Raw genomic sequence first — 25,053 nt, 5'->3', positions numbered from 1 at the left:
GCCCTTCCTTTGGCCCCTGCCTAATCCAGCCGGACCTGCAAGACAATCTGGCGCTTGCCGCCCGTTTCTGCCCAAAATTTGTGCATCGCATGTTTTTCGGTCATAATGCCCCGCCGCCGCCTTGGTTGCCCCCCCGGCCGGGCGTAGCACTGTTCCATCCGCACGAAGGATCCGCCCTTGCTGCCTCTCGGCCCGCTTTCGCTGACCCCGCCGGTCGTCCTGGCCCCCCTGGCCGGAATCACCGACCTGCCGTTCCGCCGCCTCGTCGCCCGCTTCGGCGCAGGCCTGGTGGTCTCCGAGATGGTGGCGAGCGCCGAGGTCGTCCGCGCCCAGCCCGAGGCCCGCGCCCGGGCCGAGCTTGGCCTGGGCGAACAGGCGACCAGCGTGCAACTGGCCGGCCGCGATCCGCACTGGATGGCCGAGGGCGCGAAGTTCGTCGAAGGGCAGGGCGCGCGGATCATCGACATCAACATGGGTTGTCCGTCCAAGCGGGTGACGACCGGCCTCTGCGGCTCGGCGCTCCTGCGCGACCTCGACCTTGCGATGACGCTGATCGAGGCGGTGGTGAAGGCGGTCAGGGTGCCGGTCACGCTGAAGACCCGGCTCGGCTGGGACGACAGGCTGCACAACGCGCCCGTGCTTGCCCGCCGGGCGGAAGAGGCGGGCGTGCGGATGATCACCATCCACGGCCGCACCCGCTGCCAGTTCTACAAGGGCAATGCCGACTGGGCCGCGATCCGCGCGGTGAAAGAGGCCGTCCGCATCCCCGTCATCGCCAACGGCGACATCACCGACACCGCCACCGCACGCGAGGCGCTGCGCCTTTCCGGCGCCGATGGCGTGATGATCGGCCGCGGGGCGCAGGGCGCGCCGTGGAAGCTCGCGCAGGTGGCGCACGAGATCTACGGCACCCCGGCGCCGAAGATCCCCGACGGCGGCGCGCGCGGCCGGATGATCCTGGACCATTACGACGACATGCTCACCTTCTACGGTCGCGAGCTTGGCCTGCGCATGGCGCGCAAGCACCTCGGCTGGTATCTCGAGGCGGCCGGGCTGCCCCATGCGCGCGAGCCGATCCTGACCTCCACCGACCCGGCCGAGGTGATCCAGCTGATCGAACAGGCCTTCGCCGAGCTGGAACTGGCGGCATGAGCGCCGAGCCGCCGCCGATCTGGGCCTCGCTGCCGCTGCCCACGCTTCTGATCGACGCACGGTCCCGCATCCGGCAGGCAAACCCGGCCGCCGAGATCTTCCTCAATGCCTCGGCCCGCGCGCTGGCGGACCAGCCCGTCTTCGACCGCCTCGCCATCGACGCGCCGGTGGAGGAGGCGCTGGCCCGCGTCCGCGCCAACCACGCGGCCCTGAACATCAACGACGTGGACGTCACCACGGGCGAAAGGCCCCCGGTGCAATGCACCATCCACCTCGCGCCGCTGCAGGACGATCCCGGCGCCATCCTCATGATCCTCTCCCCGCGCGAGCTTGCCGACCGTCTGGGCCGTTCGCGCGGGGCCCGGACCGCGGCCCGCTCGGCCATCGGCATGGCCGAGATGCTGGCGCATGAGATCAAGAACCCGCTCGCCGGCATCTCGGGTGCGGCGCAGCTTCTGTCGATGAATCTTGCGCCCGAGGACCGCGAGCTTGCCGACCTCATCGTCGAGGAAACCCGCCGCATCGTGAAGCTTCTCGAACAGGTGGAGCAGTTCGGCAACCTCCGCCCGCCCGAGTGCAGGCCGGTGAACCTGCACGACGCGCTGGACCGGGCACGCCGATCGGCGCTGGTGGGCTTCGCCGCGCACATGACCATAACCCAGGATTACGACCCCTCGCTTCCGCCCACCTTCGCCGATGCCGACCAGCTGCAGCAGGTCTTCCTCAACCTGATCCGCAACGCGGCCGAGGCCTGCAAGGCGGGCGGCACCATCCGTCTGCGCAGCTTCTACGACCATTCGCTGCGCATCCGGGGCAAGGACGGCGCCCTTGCCGCGCTGCCCCTGACCGTCGAGATCATCGACGACGGCCCCGGCATTCCGCCCGACCTCGCCGCCAACATCTTCCAGCCCTTCGTCTCGGGCCGCGAGAACGGCACCGGCCTCGGCCTGGCGCTCGTCTCCAAGATCGTCACCGACCACGGCGGCTGGATCACCGTCGAATCGACCCCCGGCCGCACCCTGTTCCGCGTGTCGCTGCCCATGGCCCCGCGCGAGCTTAAGAAGGAAGCGAACTGATGGATGGCACCGTCCTTGTCGCCGACGACGACCGCACGATCCGCACCGTGCTGACCCAGGCGCTGACCCGCGCGGGCTGCAAGGTCCATGCCACCGCCAGCCTGATGACGCTGATGCGCTGGGTCGAGGAGGGGAAGGGCGATCTGGTCATCTCGGACGTGGTCATGCCCGACGGCAACGGCCTCGACGCGCTGCCCCGCATCTCGCGCCTGCGGCCCGGCCTGCCGGTCATCGTCATCTCGGCGCAGAACACGATCATGACCGCGATCCAGGCGACCGAGGCCGAGGCTTTCGACTACCTGCCGAAACCCTTCGACCTGCCCGACCTCATGCGGCGCTCGGCCAGGGCGCTGGAGCAGAAGCGCCACCTTCCGAAAGCGCCGGCCCCCCCGCAGCGCGACCCCGGCGAGGACCTGCCGCTGGTCGGCCGCACCCCGGCGATGCAGACGCTGTACCGGCTGGTGGCGCGGGTGGTGAACGCCGATCTTCCCCTGCTGATCACCGGCGAATCCGGCACCGGAAAGTCGCTGCTGGCCCGCGCGATCCACGATTTCTCGGACCGCCGCACGCTGCCCTTCACCCTGGCCCAGGCCGGCGACCTTGCCGCCCCGGACGGGGCCGCGTCGCTTCTGGCCAGGGCGCGGGGCGGCACCATCCTGTTCGACGAAGTGGCCGATTACGACGCCGAGACGCAAGCCCGGCTGGTCCGGATGCTGGACCTGCCCCGCGACAACGCCCCCCGCATCATGGCCACCAGCCAGTCCGACCTCGCCGCGCGGATCGGCGCCGGCCAGTTCCGCCAGGATCTCTACTACCGCCTTGGCGGCGTCACCCTGCATGTGCCCGCCCTGCGCGAAAGGCTGGACGACATCCCGCTTCTGGCGGAGCATTTCCTCGCCCGGGGCGAGCGCGAGCTCGGCACCGCCCGCCACCTCTCGCCGAAGGCGGCCCAGCTGATCCGCGCCCATCCCTGGCCCGGCAACGTCCGCCAGCTGGAAAACACGCTGCGCCGCCTTCTCGTCACCGCCACCGAACCCGAGATTTCCGCCACCGAGGTCGAGCAGGTCCTTGGCAGCCAGCCCGGCCCCGAACCCCGCGCCGAGGCGGGCGGGCCCGACAGGCTCTCCGCCTCGGTCGCGCGGCATCTGAAACGGTATTTCGACCTGCACGGCGGCCAGCTGCCGCCCCCCGGCGTCTACCAGCGCATCCTGCGCGAGGTCGAGGCGCCGCTGATCGAGATCGCGCTGGACGCCACCGCGGGCAACCAGGCGAAATGCGCCGACCTGCTGGGAATCAACCGCAACACCCTGCGCAAGAAGATCACCGACCTCGACATCCGCGTCAGCCGCGGGCGCAAATTGATGTAACTGCGCAACTCTGAATGTGTCTTTTGGGTTTCACCCCGTCGTCTCGAAAGATATAGTGGGAGTGGGGCACGAAGACCCCGGTTACGGGCAGGCCGTTGGTGGAGCGCAGGGTTCAAAGCGATGTCTGGGCACGCCTGTCGCGCATGCGCCGCCAGCGCCGGTTGCAGACCGCGCTTACCCTGGGCCTCGTCTTCCTCGGCCCCGTCCTGGCCGTCGCCACCTTCCTGGCCATGGGGCCCTTCAGCCAGGACGCGACCTCGCCCACGCTGCGGCTGATCCTGCTTTCCGACCTGGTCTATGTCCTGGTCGTGGCCGCGCTGGTCCTGGCCCGCGTGATGCGCCTTCTGGCCGACCGCCGCTCGCGCTCGGCCGGATCGCGGCTGCACCTGCGCCTCTCGGGCGTCTTCATGCTGGTCGCGCTGGTCCCCACCGTGCTGGTCGCGGTCTTCGCGGTCCTGTCGATCAACATCGGCCTCGAAGGCTGGTTCTCCGACCGCGTGCGCTCGGTCGTCGGCTCCTCGCTCTCCGCCGCCCAGGCCTACGAGGCGGTGCAGCGCGACGACCTTGCCGCCGATGCCACCGCGCTGGCGGGCTACCTGAACCGCGCCAAGCGCCAGACCGTCTTCCTGCGCGACGACCAGCTGCGCCCGCTGCTGTCGCAGGGCCAGCAGATCATCCAGCGCGGGCTGAAGGAGGCCTATCTCGTCGACGGCGACGGCGATCTCAAGACCCGGGGCGAACGCTCCTACCTCTTCGACTTCGAACCCCTGACCCCCGAACAGCTCCAGCGCGCGCGTGAGGGGAACACGGTCCTGATCCCCGACTGGCCGAACAACGAGTTTCGCGCCCTGATCTTCCTCGACGCCTATGCCGACCGCTACCTCTACGTCACCCGGCGGGTCGACGGCTCGATCCTGTCGCTGCTGGACGAGACCCAGGAAACCGTCCAGCTCTACAACCAGCTGGAGTCGGAACGCGGGCGGCTGCTGTTCAACTTCGGCCTGATCTACCTCGGCTTCGCGCTGATCCTGATCCTGGCCGCCGTCTGGCTGGGCCTGTGGTTCGCCGAGCGTCTCTCGCGCCCGGTGGGCCGGCTGGCCGGCGCGGCCGAAAGGGTGGGGCGGGGCGACCTCGACGTCCGCGTCACCGAGGAGGAGGGCGACGACGAGATCGCCTCGCTCGGGCGCCTCTTCAATCAGATGACCCGCCAGCTCAAGGGCCAGCGCGAGGCGCTGGTCGAAAGCCATGCCCAGACCGAGGCCCGCCGCCGCCTGTTCGACTCCGTGCTCTCCAACGTCACCGCCGGGGTGATCGGCCTCGATCCCGATGGCGACGTCGATTTCGTCAACCGCGCGGCCGAGCGTCTGCTGGACTTCGACGGGCAGGCCGACCTGCCGCTGGCCGCCGCCGTGCCGGAATTCGCCGCCCTGTTCGACCGCCTGCGCGAGGGCACCGGCAGCGCCGTGCAGGAGGAGGTGCGGCTGACCCGCAAGGGCAAGCTGGAAAGCCTCCTCGTGCGCATGTCCACCCGCCGCTCCGAGGCGGGCGATCTGGAAGGCTATGTCGTGGCCTTCGACGACGTGACCGACCTCGTCTCGGCGCAGCGCATGGCCGCCTGGGGTGACGTCGCCCGCCGCATCGCGCATGAGATCAAGAACCCGCTGACCCCGATCCAGCTTTCCGCCGAACGCATCAAGCGCAAGTTCGCCACCCAGGTCCGCGACCATGAGGACCTCGAGCAATATACCGACGTCATCGTCCGCCAGACCAACGACCTGCGGCGGATCGTCGACGAATTCTCCAGGTTCGCCCGGATGCCCGAGCCCGACCGCCGCGACTGCGACCTGGCCGAGCTTCTGCGCGGCGCGGTGCTGCTGCAGGAAAACGGCCAGCCCTCGGTCCGCTTCGTCAAGTCGATCCCGCGAGAGGCCCTGTCGATGGAACTCGACGCCACGATGATCGGCCAGGCCATCACGAACCTGATAAAGAACGCCGGGGAAGCGATTGAAACCCATCAGGAAAAGGCCGGCCCCGGCTTCACCCCCGAAATCCGTGTCGAGCTGATCCAGGATGAGGCCGAGGCCGTGATCCGCATCATGGACAACGGCACCGGCCTGCCCCCCGACCGCGCCCGCCTGTTCGAACCCTATGTCACCACCCGCGCCAAGGGCACCGGCCTTGGCCTGCCCATCGTCAAGAAGATCATCGAGGAACATGGCGGCACGCTCGCCCTCCTCGACGCGCCGGTCTTCGCGGGCAACGACCATGTCGGCGCCATGGCCGAGATTCATCTGCCGCGCATGACCCGGCGCCGGCCCCGATCGCACGTTCCCCCGGAAACCGTCTCCCAGGGGCAAGGAGGTTGAGACATGAGCATTCTGATCGTTGACGACGAACAGGACATCCGCGAACTCGTGGGCGACATCCTGCAGGACGAAGGCTATCCGGTCCGCCTCGCCGCCAATTCCGACGACTGCATGGCGCTCATCAACGAGGAGCCGCCCTCGCTGATGATCCTGGACATCTGGCTCAAGGACAGCCGGATGGACGGGATCGACATCCTCAAGGCCGTCAAGCGCGACAACCCGGATGTGCCGGTGGTGATCATCTCGGGCCATGGCAACATCGAGATCGCCGTCGCCGCCATCAAGCAGGGCGCCTACGACTTCATCGAGAAACCCTTCAACATCGACCAGCTGATGGTCGTCGTCGCCCGCGCGATGGAGACCAGCCGCCTGCGCCGCGAGAACCAGGAGTTGCGCCGCCGCGACGTGGCCTCGTCGGACATGCTGGGCAATTCGGTCGCCTTCAAGACGCTGAAGGCCAATCTGGACAAGGTGACCAAGTCGAACGGCCGGGTAATGCTGGCGGGCGAGCCGGGTACCGGCAAGGAAATGGCCGCGCGCTACATCCACATGCACTCGAACCGCGCCTCCGCGCCCTTCGTCACCGTTTCCTCGGCCTCGATCGAGCCCGAGCGGATGGAAGAGGTCCTCTTCGGCCGCGAGACGCCCGAGCGTGGAGTGGAACCCGGCCTGCTGGAGCAGGCCCACGGCGGCGTGGTCTATTTCGACGAGGTGGCGGACATGCCCCTCGGCACCCAGTCCAAGATCCTGCGGGTCCTCACCGAACAGCAGTTCACCCGCGCCGGCGGCACCGACAAGGTCCGCGTCGACCTGCGCGTCATCTCCTCGACCTGCCGCGACCTGCGCGCCGAGATCGGCCTTGGCCGCTTCCGGCAGGAACTCTACGACCGGCTGAACGTCGTCCCGATCGCCGTCCCCGCCCTTGCCGAACGGCGCGACGACATCCCGGAACTCACCCGCCATTTCATCGACTGGTTCCACAAGAGCCAGGGCCTGCCCGCGCGCGAGCTCTCGTCCGAGGCCGAGACCGTGCTGCAGACCATGCCCTGGCCCGGCAACATCCGCCAGCTTCGCAACGTGATAGAGCGGGTCCTGATCCTGGGCGAGGGCTCCGGCCCGATCGAGCCGCAGGAACTGCCGGGCAACGAGTCCAAGGCGCAGTCGGAAAGTGCGCTCTCGCTGGGCGGATCCATCGCGACCCTGCCGCTGCGCGAGGCGCGCGAGCTTTTCGAACGCGAATATCTGCTGACCCAGATCAACCGCTTCGGCGGCAACATCAGCCGCACCGCCAGCTTCGTCGGCATGGAACGCTCCGCGCTTCACCGCAAGCTCAAGTCGCTGGGCGTGGTCGGCACCAGCCGCACCGGCGGGCGCGGCTTCGGCGAGCATGAGGAATGAGCCTCTGCGTTGACCCCCATGGGCCGATCTGACATGCAGGGCAGGGACGACGGGCGGAGCGACGGATGAAGGTCATCATCTGCGGGGCAGGGCAGGTCGGCTGGCAGATCGCCCGCCATCTGGCAGGAGAGCGCAACGACGTCACCCTGGTCGACGTGAACGCCGATCTCGTCCGCCGCGCGACCGAGACGCTGGACGTCCAGGGTGTGGTCGGCTTCGCCAGCCATCCCGATGTCCTGGAAAAGGCCGGCGCGCGCGACGCCGACATGCTAATCGCCGCCACCCATTCCGACGAGGTCAACATGGTCACCTGCCAGGTGGCCCAGTCGGTGTTCTCGATCACCCGCAAGATCGCCCGGATCCGGGCGCAGAACTATCTGGACGCGCTTTACGGCGACTTGATGAACCAGGACCGGCTGGCGATCGACGTGGTGATCTCGCCCGAACGCGAGGTGGCCGAGGCCGCGCTGCAACGCCTCGCCGCGCCCGCGACCTTCGACACCGAAAGCTTCATGGGCGGCCGCGCGCAGCTCCTCGGCATCCAGCTCGGCGAGGATTGCCCGGTCCTGCACACCCCCCTGCGCCAGCTGAACGAGCTCTTCTCCACCCTGCGCGCCATCGTCGTCGGTGTCCGGCGCGAGGGCCGTCTCTTCGCCCCCGATCCCGGCGACCAGCTTTACGCCGACGACCAGATCTACGTCTTCACCCAGTTCGAGGACGTGAACCGCGCGCTGGAAATCTTCGGCAAGAAGACGAAGAAGCAGGAACGCGTCTTGATCGTCGGCGGCGGCAATGTCGGCCTTGCGGTGGCGCGCGCGCTGGAGGCCCGCACCGACCGCATCCGCGCCAAGATCATCGAGAAGCACCGCGCCACCGCCGAACAGGCCGCCGACGCGCTTGAGCGGACCATCGTGCTGAACGGCGACGGCATGGACATCGACCTGCTGCTCGAGGCGGCGGTGGACCGCGCCGACGCGATCCTTGCGGTGACCGACGACGACAAGACCAACCTCCTCGTCTCGGTGCGCGCCAAGCAGGCCGGATGCCCGATGACCATCGCGCTGGTCAACGACCCCACGCTGGCGCCGCTGATGGCCCCGCTGGACATCGACGCCTACATCAACCCCCGCGCCACCACCGTATCGTCGATTCTGCGCCACATCCGCCATGGCCGCGTCCGCGCCGTCTATTCCATCGGCGATGCCGAGGCCGAGATGATCGAGGCGCAGGTCCTTTCCACCTCGCCCCTCGCCGGCCGCCTCGTGCGCGACGTCGAATTTCCCGAAGGCGTGCTGGTCGGCGCGGTGCTGAAGGGCGAGCGGGTGATGAAGCCGACCGGCGACCTGCGCGTCGATCCCGGCGACGTGATCGCGCTTTTCGCCATGGCCAAGGACGTCCCCGAGGTGGAGCGCCTGCTGCAGGTCTCCATCGACTTCTTCTGATGCGCGCCCGGCTCGCCCGCCTGCCGCTGCCGGTCCTCCTCCTGGGCCTGACCGGCGGCCTTGCGCTTTTGCCCGCCGTCCATGCGCTTGCCGCCGATGACATGGATGTCGCGCGCGGCTTCTTCTATTCCGCCCTTGTCCTCCTGATCGTCGCCGTCCTTCTCGGCATCGCCACTTCCGGCCGCCCCCGCGGCACCAACCCGCGCCGCCATCTGGCCGCGCTGGCCGGGGCCTATGCGCTCTTGCCCTGCGCCATGGCCCTGCCGCTGCTCGAGACCATCCCCGACACCCGCGCCGTCAATGCCTGGTTCGAGATGATCTCCTCCTTCACCATGACCGGCGCCACCGCCTACGCGGCCGAGCGTCTGGCCCCCTCGATCCACCTCTGGCGCGCACTGGTGGGCTGGTTCGGCGGCCTCGTCACCCTGATCGCCGCCACGGCGATCCTCGCCCCCCTGAATCTCGGCGGGGCCGAGGTCGCGACCGGCCGCGTGCCCGGGCGCGGGATCCTTGGCGCGGCCCAGATCGGCCGGGCCGAGGATCCGACCGACCGTCTCGCCCGCATGGCGTTGCGCATCCTGCCGGTCTATGCCGGGCTCACCTTCCTCCTCTGGCTCGGCCTCCTCACGCTGGGCGAGGACGGCCTCTCCGCGCTGATCCACGCCATGGGCACGCTTTCGACCTCCGGCATCTCCGGCCCGACCCGGCTGGAAGGCGGCCGCGCCGCCATCCCCGGCGAGATGCTGATCTGCTTCTTCTTCCTTTTCGCCATCACCCGCCGCGCCTTTCCCGGCCTGCAACCCGCCCGCAACCGCGCGCCGCTCCTCGCCGACCCCGAACTGCACCTCGCCGCGCTGATCCTGGCCTCGCTCACCGCGATCCTCTTTTTGCGCCACTACTTCGTCGCCGAGGCCGCCAATATCGAGACGGGCCTCCTTAACGCGCTTGCCGCGCTCTGGGGCGTCTTCTTCACCGCCACCTCTTTCCTGACCACCACCGGCTATGTCTCCGGCCACTGGATCGCGGGCGAGGCCTGGTCCGGCCTTGGCACCTCGGCCGTGGTGCTGATGGGGCTGGCGATCTTCGGCGGTGGCACCGCAACCACGGCCGGAGGCGTCAAGCTTCTGCGCGTCTACGCCCTACTGCGCCATGGCGAACGCGAGTTGGAGCGCGTGATCCATCCCTCCTCCATCGGCCGCGGCGGGGCCGAGCGCCGCCGCCTCGCGCATGAGGGGGCGCAGATCGCCTGGGTGTTCTTCATGCTCTTCGGCATCTCGATCGCGCTGGCCGTCGCGTTGCTGACCGTCCTTGGCGTGCGCTTCGAATCCGCCCTCGTCCTCGCCATCGCCGCACTCACCACCACCGGCCCCCTGGCCGAGTTCGGCACCGCCCAGCCCATCGCCTTCGCTGCGCTCTCCGATCCGGTGAAGGCGGTGCTCGGCCTCGCCATGGTCGTCGGCCGGCTCGAGATGCTGGCGCTTCTGGCTCTGATCCTTCCCGGCGGCCGCCGCAGCTGAGTCGCTTTTGCGCTGGAAACTCCGGTGAAGCCGATTCATACTTGAAAAAGTGCCGGTTCGCGGGCACTCGACTGCCAGAACGAAGAACAACCAAGACGCGACAGTGAAGCGCTAGAACAACAAGGCAAAAACAATGGCCGCCGATAAGCAAAACCTGCAGGACGCCTTCCTCAACCACGTGCGGAAGGCCAAGGTTCCGGTAACGATCTTTCTGATCAATGGTGTGAAACTTCAGGGCGTCATCACCTGGTTCGACAATTTCTGCGTGCTCCTGCGCCGCGACGGTCAGTCGCAGCTGGTCTACAAGCACGCGATCTCCACGATCATGCCGGGCGCCCCGATCAGCCTCTACGAAGGGGAAGACTGATCTCGCGCGACCCGACCGAGGACGAAGACCTTCTCTCCAGCCGCGAGGGGAATCGCCTGCGCGACACCGCCGCGCGGGCCACCCGCGTCTGGGTCCTGCACCCGGCGCTGAAATCCGCCAGCACCCGCCGCCTGCCCGAACACGGGCTGGCCGAGGCCGTCTCGCTCGCCGCCGCCCTGCCGGAACTGGACGTCCAGGGCTCCGAGGTCGTGCGTCTTTCGCGCACGCATCCCGGCACGCTTCTCGGCTCCGGCAAGGTTCAGGAGTTGAAGGACCGCTTCAAGGCCGACCGCATCGACCTCGTGATCGTCGACGGCCCGGTGTCGCCGGTGCAGCAGCGCAACCTCGAGAAGGAATGGGGGGTCAAGCTGCTCGACCGCACCTCCCTCATCCTGGAGATCTTCGCCGACCGCGCCCGCACGCGCGAGGGCGTGCTGCAAGTCGAACTTGCGGCCCTCAGCTACCAGCGCAGCCGCCTCGTCCGCGCCTGGACCCACCTCGAACGCCAGCGCGGCGGCTTCGGTTTCGTCGGTGGCCCCGGCGAGACCCAGATGGAAAACGACCGCCGCGCCATCGACGACCAGGTGGTCAAGCTGCGCCGCCAGCTCGACCAGGTGGTCAAGACGCGCGAGTTGCACCGCGCCGCCCGCGCCAAGGTGCCGTTTCCGATCGTGGCGCTGGTGGGCTACACCAACGCCGGCAAGTCCACGCTCTTCAACCGGATCACCGGGGCCGAGGTCCTGGCCAAGGACATGCTCTTCGCCACGCTCGACCCCACCATGCGCGGGGTGGTGCTGCCGTCCGGCGCCAAGATCATCCTGTCGGACACGGTGGGCTTCATCTCCGACCTGCCCACCCAGCTCGTCGCCGCCTTCCGCGCCACCTTGGAGGAGGTGCTGTCGGCCGACCTCATCCTGCATGTCCGCGACATCTCGCACCCCGAGACGGTGGAGCAGGCCGCCGACGTGGCCGACATCCTGGCCTCGCTCGGCGTGGGCGAGGATACGCCGCTGATCGAGGTCTGGAACAAGCTCGACCTCGTCGACGCCTCCCGGCGCGAGGCGCTGACCGCCCAGGCCGCGCAGCGCCCCCGCGTCCTTCCCGTCTCGGCCCTGACCGGCGAGGGGGTCGAGAAGCTCCTGGCCCTGATCTCGGCCACCCTCGACGCCGACCGCAGCGAGGCGAGCCTCACCATCCCCTTTGCCCAAGGCCGCAAACGCGCCTGGCTGCACGACCAGAACATCGTCCAGTCCGAGACCGAGACCGATGACGCCTGGCACCTGACCGTCCGCTGGACCGCCCGGCAGCAGAACCGCTGGCGCCAGCTCTGATCCTCGCCCCGGCCTCTCCGTCCTTCGGGCGAGGCGGCCGGCTCACCGCCCTTCCGGCGTCAGCACCATCACCCCCGCCGCCGCCGCATGCGCGAGTTCGGGGTCCAGCGACATCGGGATATACTCCCCCCGCCGCCAGAGCTCGCCCAGGTCGTCGTAGTGCCGCGACAGGGGATGCCCCGACTGTCCCGTGGCCGTGATGAAGACCGAGGAATCCGGGTCGGCGAAGTCATAGACCCCGCGATAGCCGGCGGAATGGACGTTCTGATAGGGCTCCGGTCCCTCGCCCCGCGTCACGCCCCGCATCAGCGTGTCGTCGCCGCCGCTGGTCGACTGGCGGATGTTCACGAAATACTTCAGGAACGGCACGTCTCCCAGCACCGGATGGTCGTGCATCGCCTGGTGCGCATCGCCCCAGCGCCAGCTCTCCAGATTGTCGCCGTATCTCTCGGTCAGCTCCAGCAAGGCCTCGTCCAGCGCGATGCGCGCGATGTCGGTGCAACTTTCCACCGCCGCCGACTGGATCACGTCGCACCAGACACCCGCACCGCCGACATTGCGGTAGACCCGCTCGATGAAGACCGGCGAGACATGGGTGAAGCTGTCCGCCATCGCCCCGATCTCGTCGCGGATCAGCCGGTTCATCAGCGCCCTGAGCCAGGCCTCGGCGATCAGGGGCTCGGGCAGATGCTCGTTCATCTCGCCGTTCCACTCGGCCAGCAGCACCAGCGCCCGCTGCCGCAGCCGCTCGGGCGAGCCCTCGGGCGCCGCCTCGCCGGTGAACCACAGGTCGGCCCCGATCAGCGGCAGCAGGGCGCGGGCCGTCGGGTTCACCGTGTCGAGCTGCGCCTCGATGAAGCTTTCCCGCGTATGCACCTCGCGCGCCTTCATCAGCGTCAGCCACCTCTGGATCCGCTGCGTGTCGCCCCAGTCGAAGCTGACATGCTGCGGAAACGGCCGGTCCACCGTCTTGTTGTTGGTATTGCCCAGAAGGCCCGAGGCCGGGTTGACGAAACGCGGATTGTCCTCATAGGGCAAGACCCCCTTGAAGCCGGCACGCGGATCGGCCCCCAGCACCGGCAGCCGCCCCTGGCCGGGGTTGCCCGGATCCCGAGCCGGCAGCGCCCCCACCACCTGCAGCGCGATTCCGTCCTTGTCGGCCAGCATCAGGTTCTGCGCCGGGGCCACCGCCAGCTTGCCCGCCTCCTGCGCCTCGGCCACGGTGCCAGCTCGCATCATCCGCAGCGCCGCCGTCATCGAGGTGTCGCCAGGCGCCAGTGCGGTCCAGGCCAGCGCCGCCACATGGCCGGGCGGCGTGATCGCGGCCAGGTCGTAATGCGTTCCCGGCAGGATCGGCCCGTTGCGCGACCAGCGCAGGGTCAGCGTCACCGGCTCGGCATCCTTGACCGTGATGATTGACTGGCGGCTGAGGAACCGGGCCCAGCCGTCCGGGCTGCGGTATTCCTCGCCATCTTCCGGGTTCACTTCCTCGATCAGCACGTCCTGGTCATCGACATAGGCCGTGGTAAGTCCCCAGCCCAGCCGCTCGGACCGCCCGACCAGCACCACCGGCACGCCCGGAATGGTCCCCCCGATCACCCCGCCCGAGGCGAGCTCCAGCCGCGCCAGATACCAGATCGTCGGCGCGGTCAGGTTCAGGTGCGGATCATTGGCCAGAAGGCTTCCCCCTGCGGCCGAGCGTCCGGGCATCGCCGCCCAGGCATTGGACGCCCCCGCCATTCCGGGGTCCGCCACCGGCGAGAACGGCCCCAGCGCGAAATCCACCGGCGCGGCATCCGCCGCCACCCCCGGCACCAGGCTTGCGTAATCGGGCAGGGCGGCCACGCCCTGTCCTGGATCGTCGGGCAGCAGGTCCGCCAGCCGCTCGGGCGCGAGCAGAAGCGAGACCCGCGCCCGCAGGATCTCGGTCTGGGCCGAGCTGGTCAGCTGCAAGGCCATCAGCTTCAGGATCGCGATCGAATCCGCCGGTGCCCAGGCCGAGATCTCCGGCTCGAACAGGAAGAACTCCGGCGCGCCGCGCCCGCGCGCGCCCTTGTTGATCTCGCCGATCCAGGCATTGACCCCGGCCGAATAGGCCTCCAGTGCCGCCAGCGTCCCGGGGTCCTGCGCCGCCACGTCCTGCAGCGCCAGCCCGTAGAGGTCCAGCCGCCGCATCAGCTCGTCGACCTTGACCGTGGGCTGGCCGAACAGTTCCGACAGCCGGCCCTGCGCCGTCCGCCGCAGCATGGTCATCTGCCAAAGCCGGTCCTGCGCATGGGCGAAACCAAGGGCGAAGAACACGTCCTCGTCGCTCTTGCCGAAGATATGCGGCACGTTGTCGTTGTTGCGCACGATCTCGACCGGGGCGCTGATCCCGGCCAGGGTGAAATCCTCGTCATAATCCACCAGCGACCGCGACAGGATCCAATAGGCCAGCAGCACGAAGACCACCCCCAGGACGATCAGCCCCGAGACGATCCGGATCAGCCAGCGAAAGGCGGTCAGCATCTTTGTCCTGTTCTTGACGGCAGGGATGGGATCGGTTCCTAGTCCATCACCCAGTCAAGGGCAATGAGCGGGGAATCGGCATGGCGAAAGTTGCGTTTCTGGGGCTTGGCGTGATGGGTTTTCCGATGGCCGGGCATCTGGCGGCCAAGGGGCATGACGTGGCGGTCTACAACCGCAGCCCCGGCCGGGCCGAGGCCTGGACCGCCCGCCACAGGGGCCGCAGCCTGCCCACCCCGCGCGAGGCGGCGAAGGGGGCCGAGTTCGTCTTTGCCTGCGTCGGCAACGACGACGACCTGCGCGCGGTCTGCGCCGGGCCGGACGGAGCCTTCGCCGGGATGACGCCGGGGGCGATTCTCGTCGACCACACCACGGTTTCGGCGAAGGTGACGCGCAAGCTGGCCGCCCAGGCTGCAGCCACCGGCCTTGCCTTCGTCGACGCGCCGGTCTCGGGCGGGCAGGCGGGGGCCGAGAACGGCCAGCTCTCGATCATGTGCGGCGGCGATCCGGCGGACTACGCGCGCGCCGAGCCGGTGATGGCGGCCTATGCCCGGATCTGCCGGCTGATCGGGCCGACCGGGGCGGGGCAGCTTGCCAAGATGGTGAACCAGATCTGCATCGCCGGCCTGATGCAGGGCCTGAGCGAGGCGCTCGCCTTCGGCCAGAAGGCCGGGCTCGACGGCGAGAAGGTGGTGGAGGTGATCAGCCAGGGCGCGGCGGGCAGCTGGCAGATGGCGAACCGGCACAAGACCATGCTGGCCGACGAATTCGACTTCGGCTTCGCGGTGGACTGGATGCGCAAGGACCTCGGCATCTGCCTCGACACCGCCGAGGAGATCGGCGCGCGGCTGCCGGTGACGGCGCTGGTGGACCAGTTCTACAAGGACGTGCAGTTGATGGGCGGCGGCCGGAACGACACCTCCAGCCTGATCCGCCGACTGAAGTAGGGTGCGCTAAAGCGCACCATCCGCCAGCCGCCTTACCCCAGCGCCGGAAAGCTCGCCTGCGCCACGGCATAGAGGTTGTCCAGGTCCACCCAGCCCTTCAGCCGCGCCCTGTTGCCGAATTCGCCGGCGATCACGCCGTCCGGCTGGAACTGTCGCTTCACGATCCCCGACTGCCAGCCGTTCCCCTGGCCGCCGTCGCAGGTCGTCCATTCGCTGCCCGAGGCATCCAGCACCACGCCGACATGCTGGAACATGGCCGGGTTGTCGTATTGTGCCAGAAGATAGATGTCGCCCGGCAGCGGCCGGTTGCCGCCGACGAAGGGCACCCAGCATTTCCGCGCGGGCGCATGCTGCTTGTCCACCGCCTGCGCCAACTGCTCCCACCAGGTCGTGGGCGAGGTCAGATACATCGTCCCGGCCCCCGCCACATGCACCTTGAACGCTCCGGGCTGGCCGGGCGGGATCACCGGCAGCCTGGCGAAGACCCGGCCCGGGAACTCGCCGCAGCCCGTCGCGCCCTTCGGCCCGCTGCCGCCCGTGGTCAGCCCGGCCGGCGGCACCAGCGTCTTCGCCGTCTGCACATACTTCCGCCGCACGGGAGAGTTCGGCCCCGCCACCGTCGGGCCGGTCGGGGCAGGGGCCGCGGCCGCAGCCGCCCCCAGCACCGCGGCAAGCTTGCCGAGCCGCTGCAGAAGCTCCAGGAGCGTCCGCTCGGTCTTGGCGCCCGCATCGACGCGGCCGTCGGCATAGCACTGGTTGCCGGCCTGGAACCGCTTGATGGCGCTGTTGGTCATCGTCCCGCAGATGCCGTCCGTCGCGAGCGCGGGGACCGCCCCGCCCCGCGTCGCGGGCAGCGCATTCAACATCGCCTGGACCAGCAGCACATCGCCGCGCAGGTTCTTGCCGCCGAATCCGACCGAGCCCTTCAGGACCGTCGCAGGACCCGCCATCGAATGACTCCATCAAAAATGACTTGGCGGATCAGGATACGCCTGTTCCGCCCTTCCGTCACGTCGGGAGGCCCTCACCCGCCGCTGCCGGCGGCAGGAAATCCGCAAGCATGGGAAATGCGGCAGGGTTTTCCGCGCCTAGGGGATGATCCGGGTGTATTTCACCCCACCCAGCGTCGCGCCCGCGATCAGCCCCTGCTGGCCGAAGATCAGCGCGATCACCGGGTCAAGCTCGGTCGTCTCCTTCCCGATCGAGGCCCCCTGTTCGGGCGTCGCATAGCGCACTTCCGCCCCCGCCGCCCAGCCCGGCCCGCGCCGGAACTGCTCCAGCGCCTCGGGGGTCATGAAGAACAGGGCGTGGGCATATTGCTGCGCCCCGATCTGGAAGCCGATCGTCCCCTTCGCGGCCGAATAGTAGTCGACCGTCACCCCCCGGATCCGCAGCGCACCCCGCCCGAAGGCCCCGCCGATCCCGAAACCCGCCTCGGTCATCAGCGGCATGTAGAGCACGCCATTGGCCCGGCTCGCCAGGTCCTGCGTGCCGGGGTAGCGGCTGAAGAGGAAGTTCTGCGTCGCCTCGACCCGCGCGTCGATCTGCGCCGCCCCGTTCGATCCCACCCCGTTGTTGCAGGCCGAGAGCGCCAGCGCCCCCATGCCCATGAGAAGCCCGCGCCGGGAAAATCCGTCCTGAAGGTCCATCTGTCCGCCCTTTCTGCCTCATGGGGTCTCGCGGCCCCTTGCCCAAGGGATACCCCTTTTCCCGCTGCCTGTCATGTCCCGATGCACCGGCCGGCACCTGCGCGCCTAGCCGGGAAGCGAGCCGTAAAGCCGGAAATCCTCGGCCGCAACCTCCTGCAGCAGGGCATTGGTCGCGGGCGAAAGCTCGGTCGCGCCGGGGGGGGAGACGTTCAGCCGGGGGAGGATGATCTCGCAGCCCAGCCGGTCCTCGAGGAAATGCACGAAGGCGTCGATCTCCTCATAGCGGAAGAGCCGGTCCGCCCCGACTCCCTGCCGCGGCCGCAGGAAGCGGGCCTGGCTGCCCACATCCGCCACCTCCGGCCGCGGGTCCCGGCACCAGGCCTGCACGAAATCGTCGAAGCTCATCCCGGCGGTGGATTTCTCGGCCGGCGTCTCCTCGCGCTGCCGGAAGCGGTACCAGGAGCCGAGCCAGTCGCGCGGCTCGCGCATCAGCGCGACCAGGGTGAACGTGTCCTTCGACGCGGCCTCCAGATAGGGTCCGATGAAGCGGCGGTAGCGATGCACCGTGGTGTGCTTCAGAAGCGGCGGGCGCTGGATCGACACCGAAGCCAGCGATTCGAGCGCGGCGGCAATCGCCGTCGATCCGGTCTTTGGCGTGGCCAGAAAGGCAAGCCTTTGCTCCCAGAACACCAGCAAATCAGCACCTCCCGGCAAAGAATCCCGCATCCCGCCCGCTTTCGGGCGACGGCGTAAACTATCCCTTAACCAAAGCGGGCAAAAGCTGGTCTTGCAGAGAAATCGGTTGAAATGTTCCGCCTTTGTGCTCATAACGACGGGAACACTTGGCGAACATCGGGCAGGATTGCCGCTCCCCGGCGGCTGTGGAATAAGGAGACGGACATGGCGGCGGCAAACCTTCTCGACCTCGGGAGCAAGCGGGATATGGATAAGGCGAAGGCTCTGGAAAGCGCTCTGGCGCAGATCGAGCGACAGTTCGGCAAGGGCTCGATCATGAAGCTTGGCGCCGACAGCCCGGCGATGGAGATCGAGGCCACCTCCACCGGCTCGCTCGGTCTCGACATCGCACTGGGGATCGGCGGCTTGCCCAAGGGCCGCATCATCGAGATCTACGGGCCGGAATCGTCGGGCAAGACCACGCTGACGCTGCATGTCGTGGCCGAGGAGCAGAAGAAGGGCGGCGTCTGCGCCTTCGTCGACGCGGAACACGCGCTGGACCCGCAATACGCCAAGAAACTGGGCGTCAACCTGGATGAGCTGCTGATCAGCCAGCCCGACACCGGCGAACAGGCGCTGGAGATCGTCGACACGCTGGTCCGCTCGGGCGCGGTCAGCCTGGTCGTCGTGGACTCGGTCGCGGCCCTGGTGCCCAAGGCCGAGATCGAGGGCGACATGGGCGACATGCAGATGGGCAGCCAGGCCCGGCTGATGAGCCAGGCCATGCGCAAGCTGACGGCCAGCATCGGACGCTCGAACTGCATGGTGATCTTCATCAACCAGATCCGGATGAAGATCGGCGTGATGTTCGGCAGCCCCGAAACCACCACCGGCGGCAATGCGCTGAAGTTCTACGCCTCCGTCCGCCTCGACATCCGCCGCATCGGGGCGATCAAGGACCGGGATGAGGTCGTGGGCAATTCCACCCGCGTCAAGGTCGTGAAGAACAAGGTCGCGCCGCCGTTCAAGCAGGTGGAATTCGACATCATGTATGGCGAAGGCATTTCCAAGACCGGCGAGCTGATCGACATCGGCGTCAAGGCCGGCGTGGTCGAGAAGTCGGGCGCCTGGTATTCCTTCAGGGACGAGCGCATCGGCCAGGGCCGCGAGAATGCCAAGTCCTTCCTGAAGCAGAACCCCTCTGTCGCGATGGAGATCGAGGATAAGATCCGCGCGGCGAACGGCCTTGATTTCACCATGGCCGGCGAAGAAAGCGACGTCCTGGACGATTGAACCCGGCACGAGGCTGCGGCAGAAAGGGCTGGAGGCAACCGCCTCCGGCCTTTTTTCCTGTGCTGCGGGCGCGACTGTGGACAGCCCCCTCGCGGGGGGCTACATGGGGGCCGAATTCCTGCTTTCGCCCCCGATCTGGCTAAGGACCGCCCCCACATGGCCTCGCTGAACGACATCCGCTCGACCTTCCTCGACTTCTTCCGCCGCAACGATCACCGGGTGGTCGATAGCTCGCCCCTCGTGCCGCGGAACGATCCGACGCTGATGTTCACCAACTCCGGCATGGTGCAGTTCAAGAACCTGTTCACCGGGGTCGAGACGCGGGATTACAAGCGCGCGACGACGGCCCAGAAATGCGTGCGGGCGGGCGGCAAGCACAACGACCTCGACAACGTCGGCTATACCGCGCGGCACCATACCTTCTTCGAAATGCTGGGGAATTTCAGCTTCGGCGACTATTTCAAGGACCAGGCGATCGCTTTCGCCTGGGAGCTTCTGACCAGGGATTTCGGCCTGGCCAAGGACAAGCTTCTGGTCACCGTCTACCACACCGACGATGAGGCGGCGACGATCTGGAAAAAGGTCTCGGGCCTGACCGACGACCGCATCATCCGCATCGCATCCGATGACAACTTCTGGCGCATGGGCCCGACCGGCCCCTGTGGCCCCTGCACCGAGATCTTCTACGACCACGGCCCCTCGATCTGGGGCGGCCCACCCGGCTCGGCTCAGGAGGACGGCGACCGTTTCATCGAGATCTGGAACAACGTCTTCATGCAGAACGAGCAGTTCGCCGACGGGCGGCTGGTTCCGCTGGAGATGCAGTCGATCGACACCGGCATGGGGCTGGAGCGGATCGGGGCGCTGCTGCAGGGCAAGCACGACAACTACGACACCGACCTGATGCGCAGCCTGATCGAAGCCAGCGCGAACGTCACCAGCCAGGACCCTGACGGGCCGGGGAAAATCCACCACCGGGTGATCGCCGACCACCTGCGCTCGACCTCCTTCCTGATCGCCGACGGGGTGATGCCCTCGAACGAGGGAAGGGGTTATGTCCTGCGCCGGATCATGCGCCGCGCGATGCGCCACGCCCATATGCTCGGCGCGCAGGACCCGGTGATGCACCGGCTGGTTCCGGCGCTGGTGCGGCAGATGGGCGGGGCCTATCCGGAGCTTTCGCGAGCCCAGGCGCTGATCGAAGAAACGCTGCGGACCGAGGAGACCAAGTTCAAGCAAACCCTCGACCGGGGCTTGCGGCTTCTGGACGACGAGCTTTCCGGCCTCGCCGAAGGGGCGGCGCTGCCTGGCGCCGCAGCCTTCAAGCTCTATGACACCTACGGTTTCCCGCTCGACCTCACCCAGGATGCGCTCCGCGAGAAGGGGCGCGAGGTCGACGTGCAAGGCTTCGACGCCGCCATGGCCGAGCAGAAGGCCAAGGCCCGCGCCGCATGGTCAGGCACCGGGGCGGCGGGCGATGCGAAGATCTGGTTCGACCTTGCCGAAGAGCACGGGGTCACGGAATTCCTCGGCTACGATACCGAGACCGCGGAAGGCGTGATCACCGCACTGGTCCGCGACGGGGCCGGGATCGGCCAGGCGGCGGAGGGCGAGAGCGTCCAGATCGTCGTCAACCAGACCCCGTTCTACGCCGAATCCGGCGGCCAGGTCGGCGATGCAGGCCTGATCCGCACCGCGACCGGCATGGCGGAAGTGAGTGACGTGAAGAAGGCCGCCGGGGTCTTCATCCACATTGCGAAGGTCACGCAAGGCACTGTGATCAAAGGGCAACCGGCGAAGCTGGAGGTTGCGCACCACCGCCGCTCGGCGATCCGCGCCAACCACTCGGCGACGCACCTGCTGCACGAGGCGCTGCGGCGGACGCTCGGCGATCATGTCGCCCAGCGGGGCAGCCTCAACGCCGCCGACCGTCTGCGCTTCGACTTCAGCCATTCGGCCGCCATTTCCGGCCCGGACCTCTCGACCATCGAGGCCGAGGTGAATGCCTTCATCCGCCAGAACTCGCCGGTCGAGACCCGGATCATGACTCCCGACGACGCCCGCGCCATCGGCGCGCAGGCGCTCTTCGGCGAGAAATACGGCGAAGAGGTCCGCGTCGTCTCGATGGGCACCCTGGAGGGGTCGGGCAAGGGCGGCGATGGCAAGACCTACAGCCTGGAATTGTGCGGCGGCACGCATGTGAAGCGCACCGGCGACATCGGCGCGATGGTGCTGCTGTCGGAAAGCGCCTCCAGCGCGGGCGTGCGGCGCATCGAGGCGCTGACCGGGCAGGCGGCGCTGGACCATCTGCGCCAGCAGGATACGCGGCTCAATGACATCGCCGCGATCATCAAGGCGCCGGCGGCCGAGCTTGCCGACCGCATCCGCGCGCTGTTCGATGAGCGCAAGGCGCTGGCGAACGAGGTCGCGCAACTGCGCCGCGAGGTGGCGATGGGCGGCAAGGCCGCTGGCCCGGAGGCCAAGGAAATCAATGGCGTGAAGTTCATGGCTCAAGTGCTTTCGGGCGTCTCTGGCAAGGATCTGCCGGCCCTGATCGACGAGATGAAGGCCCGCCTCGGCTCGGGCGCGGTGCTCCTGATCGCCGACACCGGCGCCAAGCCGGCCGTCGCGGCGGGGGTGACCGCCGACCTGACCGGCAAGCTCTCTGCCGTCACCCTGGTCAAGGCTGCGGCCGAGGCCCTGGGCGGCAAGGGCGGCGGCGGGCGGCCCGACATGGCCCAAGCCGGGGGCGCCGACATTGCCCAGGCCGAGGCTGCGATCAAGGCGGCGGAAGCCGCGATTGGAGGATAGGATGCCGACCGCGCTCTGGATTGCCCATGTCCATGTCACCGACGCCGAGGCCTATGGCCGCTATGCCAAGGAGGCCGGACCCGCGATTGCCGCGCATGGCGGGGTCTTCCTTGCCCGCGGCGGCCGCTATGTGCAGCTTGAGGGCAACGACCGCGCTCGCAACGTGGTCGCCCGCTTTCCGAGCCTGGAAAAGGCGGTGGAATGCTACAACTCGCCCGCCTATCAGGCCGCGCTTGCCCATGCCAAAGGCGCAAGCCTGCGCGACCTGATGGTGGTCGAGGAGATCGAATAGGGTTTTCCTTCCGATTTTGGCCGAATTATCGGGATTATCTTCCCCGGCCCGTTGGCTTTCTGCTAATATGACAGGAAACGCGAAGGGCCGGGCAGATGATCCTTATTCCTACGGGGGCACGCTGATGTGCCGCTGGGCCGCCTATACCGGGGCGCCGATCTTCCTGGAGGAGATCGTGAGCCGCCCAGGCCATTCCCTGATCCATCAAAGCCATTGCGCCACGCAATGCCACACTGCGATCAATGCCGACGGGTTCGGCATCGCCTGGTATGGCGCGAAGCCGGAGCCGGGGCTGTTCCGCGACGTACTGCCGGCCTGGTCGGATCCGAACCTGAAAAGCCTGACCGCACAGGTCCGGTCGCATCTCTTCCTCGCCCATGTTCGCGCCTCGACCGGCACCGCCACCAGCCGCAACAACTGCCATCCCTTCACCCACGGGCGCTGGAGCTTCATGCACAATGGCCAGGTGGGCGGCTATGACGCCTTCCGCCGCGATGCCGACATGATGATCCCCGAGACGCTTTATCCCCACCGCAAGGGCGCGACCGACAGCGAGGCCCTGTTCCTGGTGGCCCTGGCCGAGGGTCTGGACGACGACCCGCGCGGGGCGCTGGAGCGGGCGGCGGCGCGGTTCATCCGGCTGGCGCGGGCCAAGGGGCAGGGGCCGCATCTGCGGATGACGGCGGCCCTGTCGGATGGTCAGCGGCTTTATGCGGTGCGCTACGCGACGGATGCTGCGGCGCCCTCGCTCTATCACCGCTGGTCCGACACGCGCCATGGCCGGGCGGTGGTCTCGGAACCGCTGGAGGCCGAGGAGCACGGCTGGGAGGAGGTTCCGCCTTACAGCTTCTGCACCTTCGACGGCGAAACCGCGATGGTGGAGGATTTCCTGCCCTGCCGACTCGCCGCTGCCGCGTAGGGTGCGCTACAGCGCACCGTCTTTTGCGGCCACCCAGCGGCAACCTGTCTGCGTTGCCCACTCGGATGGTGCGCTGTAGCACACCCTACCTGTCCCCACCTGTCCCCGTTCATTCCTTGCGCGAGGCGCGCTTGCGCTCGTTCGGGTCCAACTCGCGCTTGCGCAGCCGGATGATCTTCGGCGTCACCTCGACCAGTTCGTCGTCGTCGATATAGGCGATCGCCTCTTCCAGGCTCATCCTGATATGCGGGGTCAGGCGGACGGCTTCATCCGTGCCCGAAGCGCGGATGTTGGTCAGCTTCTTGCCCTTCAGCGGGTTCACTTCCAGATCGTTGTCCCGGCTGTGCTCGCCGATGATCATGCCGACATAGACCTGTTCCTGCGGCCCGATGAACATCCGGCCCCGGTCCTCGAGGTTCCACAAAGCATAGGCGACGGAAACGCCGCTTTCGGTCGAGATCAGCACCCCCTGCCGCCGCCCCTGGATCGGGCCCTTGTGCGGCGCCCAGCCGTGGAAGATCCGGTTCAGCACGCCCGTGCCGCGCGTGTCGGTCAGGAACTGGCCCTGATAGCCGATCAGCCCGCGCGAGGGAACATGAGCGATGATCCGGGTCTTGCCGACGCCCGCGGGCTTCATCTCGACCAGATCGCCCTTGCGCTCGCCGGTCAGCTTGTCGATGACCGCGCCGGAGTATTCGTCGTCCACGTCGACGATGACCTCCTCGATCGGCTCCTGACGGACGCCGCCTTCCTCCTGCATGATCACGCGGGGGCGCGAGATCGAGAGTTCAAAACCCTCGCGGCGCATGTTCTCGATCAGGACGCCCATCTGCAGTTCGCCCCGGCCCGAGACCTCGAAGGCCTCGCCGCCGGGCGTGTCGGCGACCTTGATCGCCACGTTGACCTCGGCTTCCTTGAGCAGCCGGTCGCGGATCACGCGGGACTGCACCTTGTTGCCGTCGCGGCCCGCAAGGGGAGAATCGTTGATGCCGAAGGTCACGGTGATCGTCGGCGGGTCGATCGGCTGGGCGGGAAGGGCGGTGTCGACCTCCAGCGCGCAGAGCGTATCGGCCACGGTGGCCTTGGTCATGCCGGCGAGCGTCACGATATCGCCCGCCACCGCCTCGTCGATCGGCTGCTGCGAGAGGCCGCGGAAGGCGAGGATCTTGGTCACGCGGAATTGTTCGATCCGGTCGCCGGTGCGCGACAGGGCCTTCAGCGTGGTCCCGGTGGTGATCTTGCCCGATTCCACCCGGCCGGTCAGGATCCGGCCAAGGTAGGGATCCGCCGACAGCGTCGTCGCCAGCATCGAGAACGGCTCTTCCTGGCGCGCGATCTGCTTCGGGGCAGGGACGTGGCGGACGATCAGTTCGAACAGCGCCGAAAGGTCCTTCCTCGGCCCGTCAAGCTCCAGGTCGGCCCAGCCCGAGCGGCCCGAGGCATAGACATGCGGGAAATCCAGCTGCTCGTCCGTGGCGCCGAGGTTGGCGAAGAGATCGAAGACCTCGTTCAGCGCGCGGTCGGGCTCGGCGTCGGGTTTGTCCACCTTGTTCAGCACCACGATCGGGCGCAGCCCCAGCGCCAGCGCCTTGGTCAGCACGAACTTGGTCTGCGGCATCGGGCCCTCGGCGGCGTCGACCAGCAGGCAGACCCCGTCGACCATGTTCAGGATCCGCTCCACCTCGCCGCCGAAATCGGCGTGGCCGGGGGTGTCGACGATGTTGATCCGCATCCCTTTCCACTCGACCGAGGTCGCCTTGGCCAGGATGGTGATCCCGCGCTCGCGCTCGATGTCGTTCGAGTCCATGGCGCGTTCGGTCAGCGCCTGGTTGTCGCGGAAGGACCCGCTCTGCTTCAGAAGCTCGTCCACCAACGTGGTCTTGCCGTGGTCGACGTGGGCGATGATCGCGATGTTTCGCAGGTCCATGGGGTCCGGTTTCCAATGA

General features: G+C 68.1%; 19 protein-coding genes. 14 read left to right on the top strand and 5 right to left on the bottom strand.

What is annotated here, in order from left to right:
- Positions 1 to 180 precede the first annotated feature (180 nt).
- The 9 genes from dusB to hflX all read left to right on the top strand — a co-directional run bounded on the left by dusB (position 181) and on the right by hflX (position 12,016).
- On the top strand, positions 181 to 1,152 hold the full coding sequence (gene dusB / locus I7S92_RS01920; RefSeq protein ID WP_197641797.1) for a tRNA dihydrouridine synthase DusB: 972 nt from the start codon (positions 181 to 183) through the stop codon (positions 1,150 to 1,152).
- On the top strand, positions 1,149 to 2,228 hold the full coding sequence (locus tag I7S92_RS01915) for a two-component system sensor histidine kinase NtrB (RefSeq protein WP_197641765.1): 1,080 nt from the start codon (positions 1,149 to 1,151) through the stop codon (positions 2,226 to 2,228). Before dusB ends, I7S92_RS01915 begins: the two co-directional genes overlap by 4 nt.
- Complete coding sequence (locus tag I7S92_RS01910) at positions 2,228 to 3,595, top strand: response regulator (protein WP_197641764.1); 1,368 nt, start codon at positions 2,228 to 2,230, stop codon at positions 3,593 to 3,595. Before I7S92_RS01915 ends, I7S92_RS01910 begins: the two co-directional genes overlap by 1 nt.
- A 143-nt stretch (positions 3,596 to 3,738) precedes the next feature.
- Positions 3,739 to 5,961 (top strand): sensor histidine kinase NtrY-like, encoded by a 2,223-nt coding sequence (locus tag I7S92_RS01905; RefSeq protein WP_197641763.1) that lies wholly within the window; start codon positions 3,739 to 3,741, stop codon positions 5,959 to 5,961.
- A 3-nt stretch (positions 5,962 to 5,964) separates the two neighbouring features.
- Positions 5,965 to 7,359: a nitrogen assimilation response regulator NtrX gene (ntrX, locus tag I7S92_RS01900; protein ID WP_197641762.1), complete on the top strand. Its 1,395-nt coding sequence runs from the start codon at positions 5,965 to 5,967 to the stop codon at positions 7,357 to 7,359.
- A gap of 65 nt (positions 7,360 to 7,424) precedes the next feature.
- Positions 7,425 to 8,801: a Trk system potassium transporter TrkA gene (gene trkA / locus I7S92_RS01895; RefSeq protein WP_197641761.1), complete on the top strand. Its 1,377-nt coding sequence runs from the start codon at positions 7,425 to 7,427 to the stop codon at positions 8,799 to 8,801.
- Positions 8,801 to 10,318: a TrkH family potassium uptake protein gene (locus tag I7S92_RS01890; protein ID WP_197641760.1), complete on the top strand. Its 1,518-nt coding sequence runs from the start codon at positions 8,801 to 8,803 to the stop codon at positions 10,316 to 10,318. The genes trkA and I7S92_RS01890 overlap by 1 nt, the downstream gene beginning before the upstream one ends.
- Positions 10,319 to 10,451: 133 nt before the next feature.
- Positions 10,452 to 10,685, top strand: coding sequence for an RNA chaperone Hfq (gene hfq, locus I7S92_RS01885; protein ID WP_008028786.1), 234 nt, complete (start codon positions 10,452 to 10,454; stop codon positions 10,683 to 10,685).
- Positions 10,686 to 10,741: 56 nt separating this feature from the next.
- On the top strand, positions 10,742 to 12,016 hold the full coding sequence (gene hflX, locus I7S92_RS01880; protein WP_242070029.1) for a GTPase HflX: 1,275 nt from the start codon (positions 10,742 to 10,744) through the stop codon (positions 12,014 to 12,016).
- A gap of 42 nt (positions 12,017 to 12,058) precedes the next feature.
- Here hflX and I7S92_RS01875 read toward each other — a convergent pair whose 3' ends face one another.
- Positions 12,059 to 14,524, bottom strand: coding sequence for a penicillin acylase family protein (locus I7S92_RS01875; protein WP_197641759.1), 2,466 nt, complete (start codon positions 14,522 to 14,524; stop codon positions 12,059 to 12,061).
- A gap of 80 nt (positions 14,525 to 14,604) precedes the next feature.
- Between I7S92_RS01875 and I7S92_RS01870 the strand changes: the two genes are divergently transcribed.
- Positions 14,605 to 15,468, top strand: coding sequence for an NAD(P)-dependent oxidoreductase (locus I7S92_RS01870; protein ID WP_197641758.1), 864 nt, complete (start codon positions 14,605 to 14,607; stop codon positions 15,466 to 15,468).
- A 32-nt stretch (positions 15,469 to 15,500) separates the two neighbouring features.
- On the opposite strand, the gene I7S92_RS01865 is transcribed toward I7S92_RS01870, so the two are convergent.
- The 3 genes from I7S92_RS01865 to I7S92_RS01855 form a co-directional block, all read right to left on the bottom strand.
- Positions 15,501 to 16,418 carry a peptidoglycan-binding domain-containing protein gene (locus tag I7S92_RS01865; RefSeq protein ID WP_197641757.1) on the bottom strand — a complete coding sequence of 306 codons (918 nt, stop codon included), beginning with the start codon at positions 16,416 to 16,418 and terminating at the stop codon, positions 15,501 to 15,503.
- 138 nt (positions 16,419 to 16,556) lie between these two features.
- Positions 16,557 to 17,117, bottom strand: coding sequence for a lipid-binding SYLF domain-containing protein (locus I7S92_RS01860; protein ID WP_197641756.1), 561 nt, complete (start codon positions 17,115 to 17,117; stop codon positions 16,557 to 16,559).
- A 105-nt stretch (positions 17,118 to 17,222) separates the two neighbouring features.
- Positions 17,223 to 17,813, bottom strand: a complete 591-nt coding sequence (locus I7S92_RS01855) for a sulfotransferase family 2 domain-containing protein (protein ID WP_197641755.1) — start codon at positions 17,811 to 17,813, stop codon at positions 17,223 to 17,225.
- A 204-nt stretch (positions 17,814 to 18,017) separates the two neighbouring features.
- On the opposite strand from I7S92_RS01855, the gene recA reads away from it, so the two are divergent.
- The 4 genes from recA (at position 18,018) to I7S92_RS01835 (ending at position 23,107) form a co-directional block, all read left to right on the top strand.
- On the top strand, positions 18,018 to 19,085 hold the full coding sequence (gene recA, locus I7S92_RS01850) for a recombinase RecA (protein WP_197641754.1): 1,068 nt from the start codon (positions 18,018 to 18,020) through the stop codon (positions 19,083 to 19,085).
- 156 nt (positions 19,086 to 19,241) lie between these two features.
- The gene (alaS, locus tag I7S92_RS01845; protein WP_197641753.1) at positions 19,242 to 21,896 is read left to right on the top strand and encodes an alanine--tRNA ligase; all 2,655 of its coding nucleotides are present in this window, start codon (positions 19,242 to 19,244) and stop codon (positions 21,894 to 21,896) included.
- A gap of 1 nt (position 21,897) precedes the next feature.
- Complete coding sequence (locus I7S92_RS01840) at positions 21,898 to 22,188, top strand: DUF1330 domain-containing protein (RefSeq protein WP_125323858.1); 291 nt, start codon at positions 21,898 to 21,900, stop codon at positions 22,186 to 22,188.
- A gap of 124 nt (positions 22,189 to 22,312) precedes the next feature.
- On the top strand, positions 22,313 to 23,107 hold the full coding sequence (locus I7S92_RS01835; RefSeq protein ID WP_197641752.1) for a class II glutamine amidotransferase: 795 nt from the start codon (positions 22,313 to 22,315) through the stop codon (positions 23,105 to 23,107).
- Between the two features lie 109 nt (positions 23,108 to 23,216).
- Here I7S92_RS01835 and typA read toward each other — a convergent pair whose 3' ends face one another.
- Positions 23,217 to 25,034: a translational GTPase TypA gene (typA, locus tag I7S92_RS01830; protein WP_197641751.1), complete on the bottom strand. Its 1,818-nt coding sequence runs from the start codon at positions 25,032 to 25,034 to the stop codon at positions 23,217 to 23,219.
- Positions 25,035 to 25,053: the final 19 nt, after the last annotated feature.

Source organism: Tabrizicola soli (assembly GCF_015999335.1).
GTDB classification, from domain to species: Bacteria; Pseudomonadota; Alphaproteobacteria; order Rhodobacterales; family Rhodobacteraceae; genus Tabrizicola; species Tabrizicola soli.
This window is presented reverse-complemented; position numbering and strand designations above follow the sequence as displayed.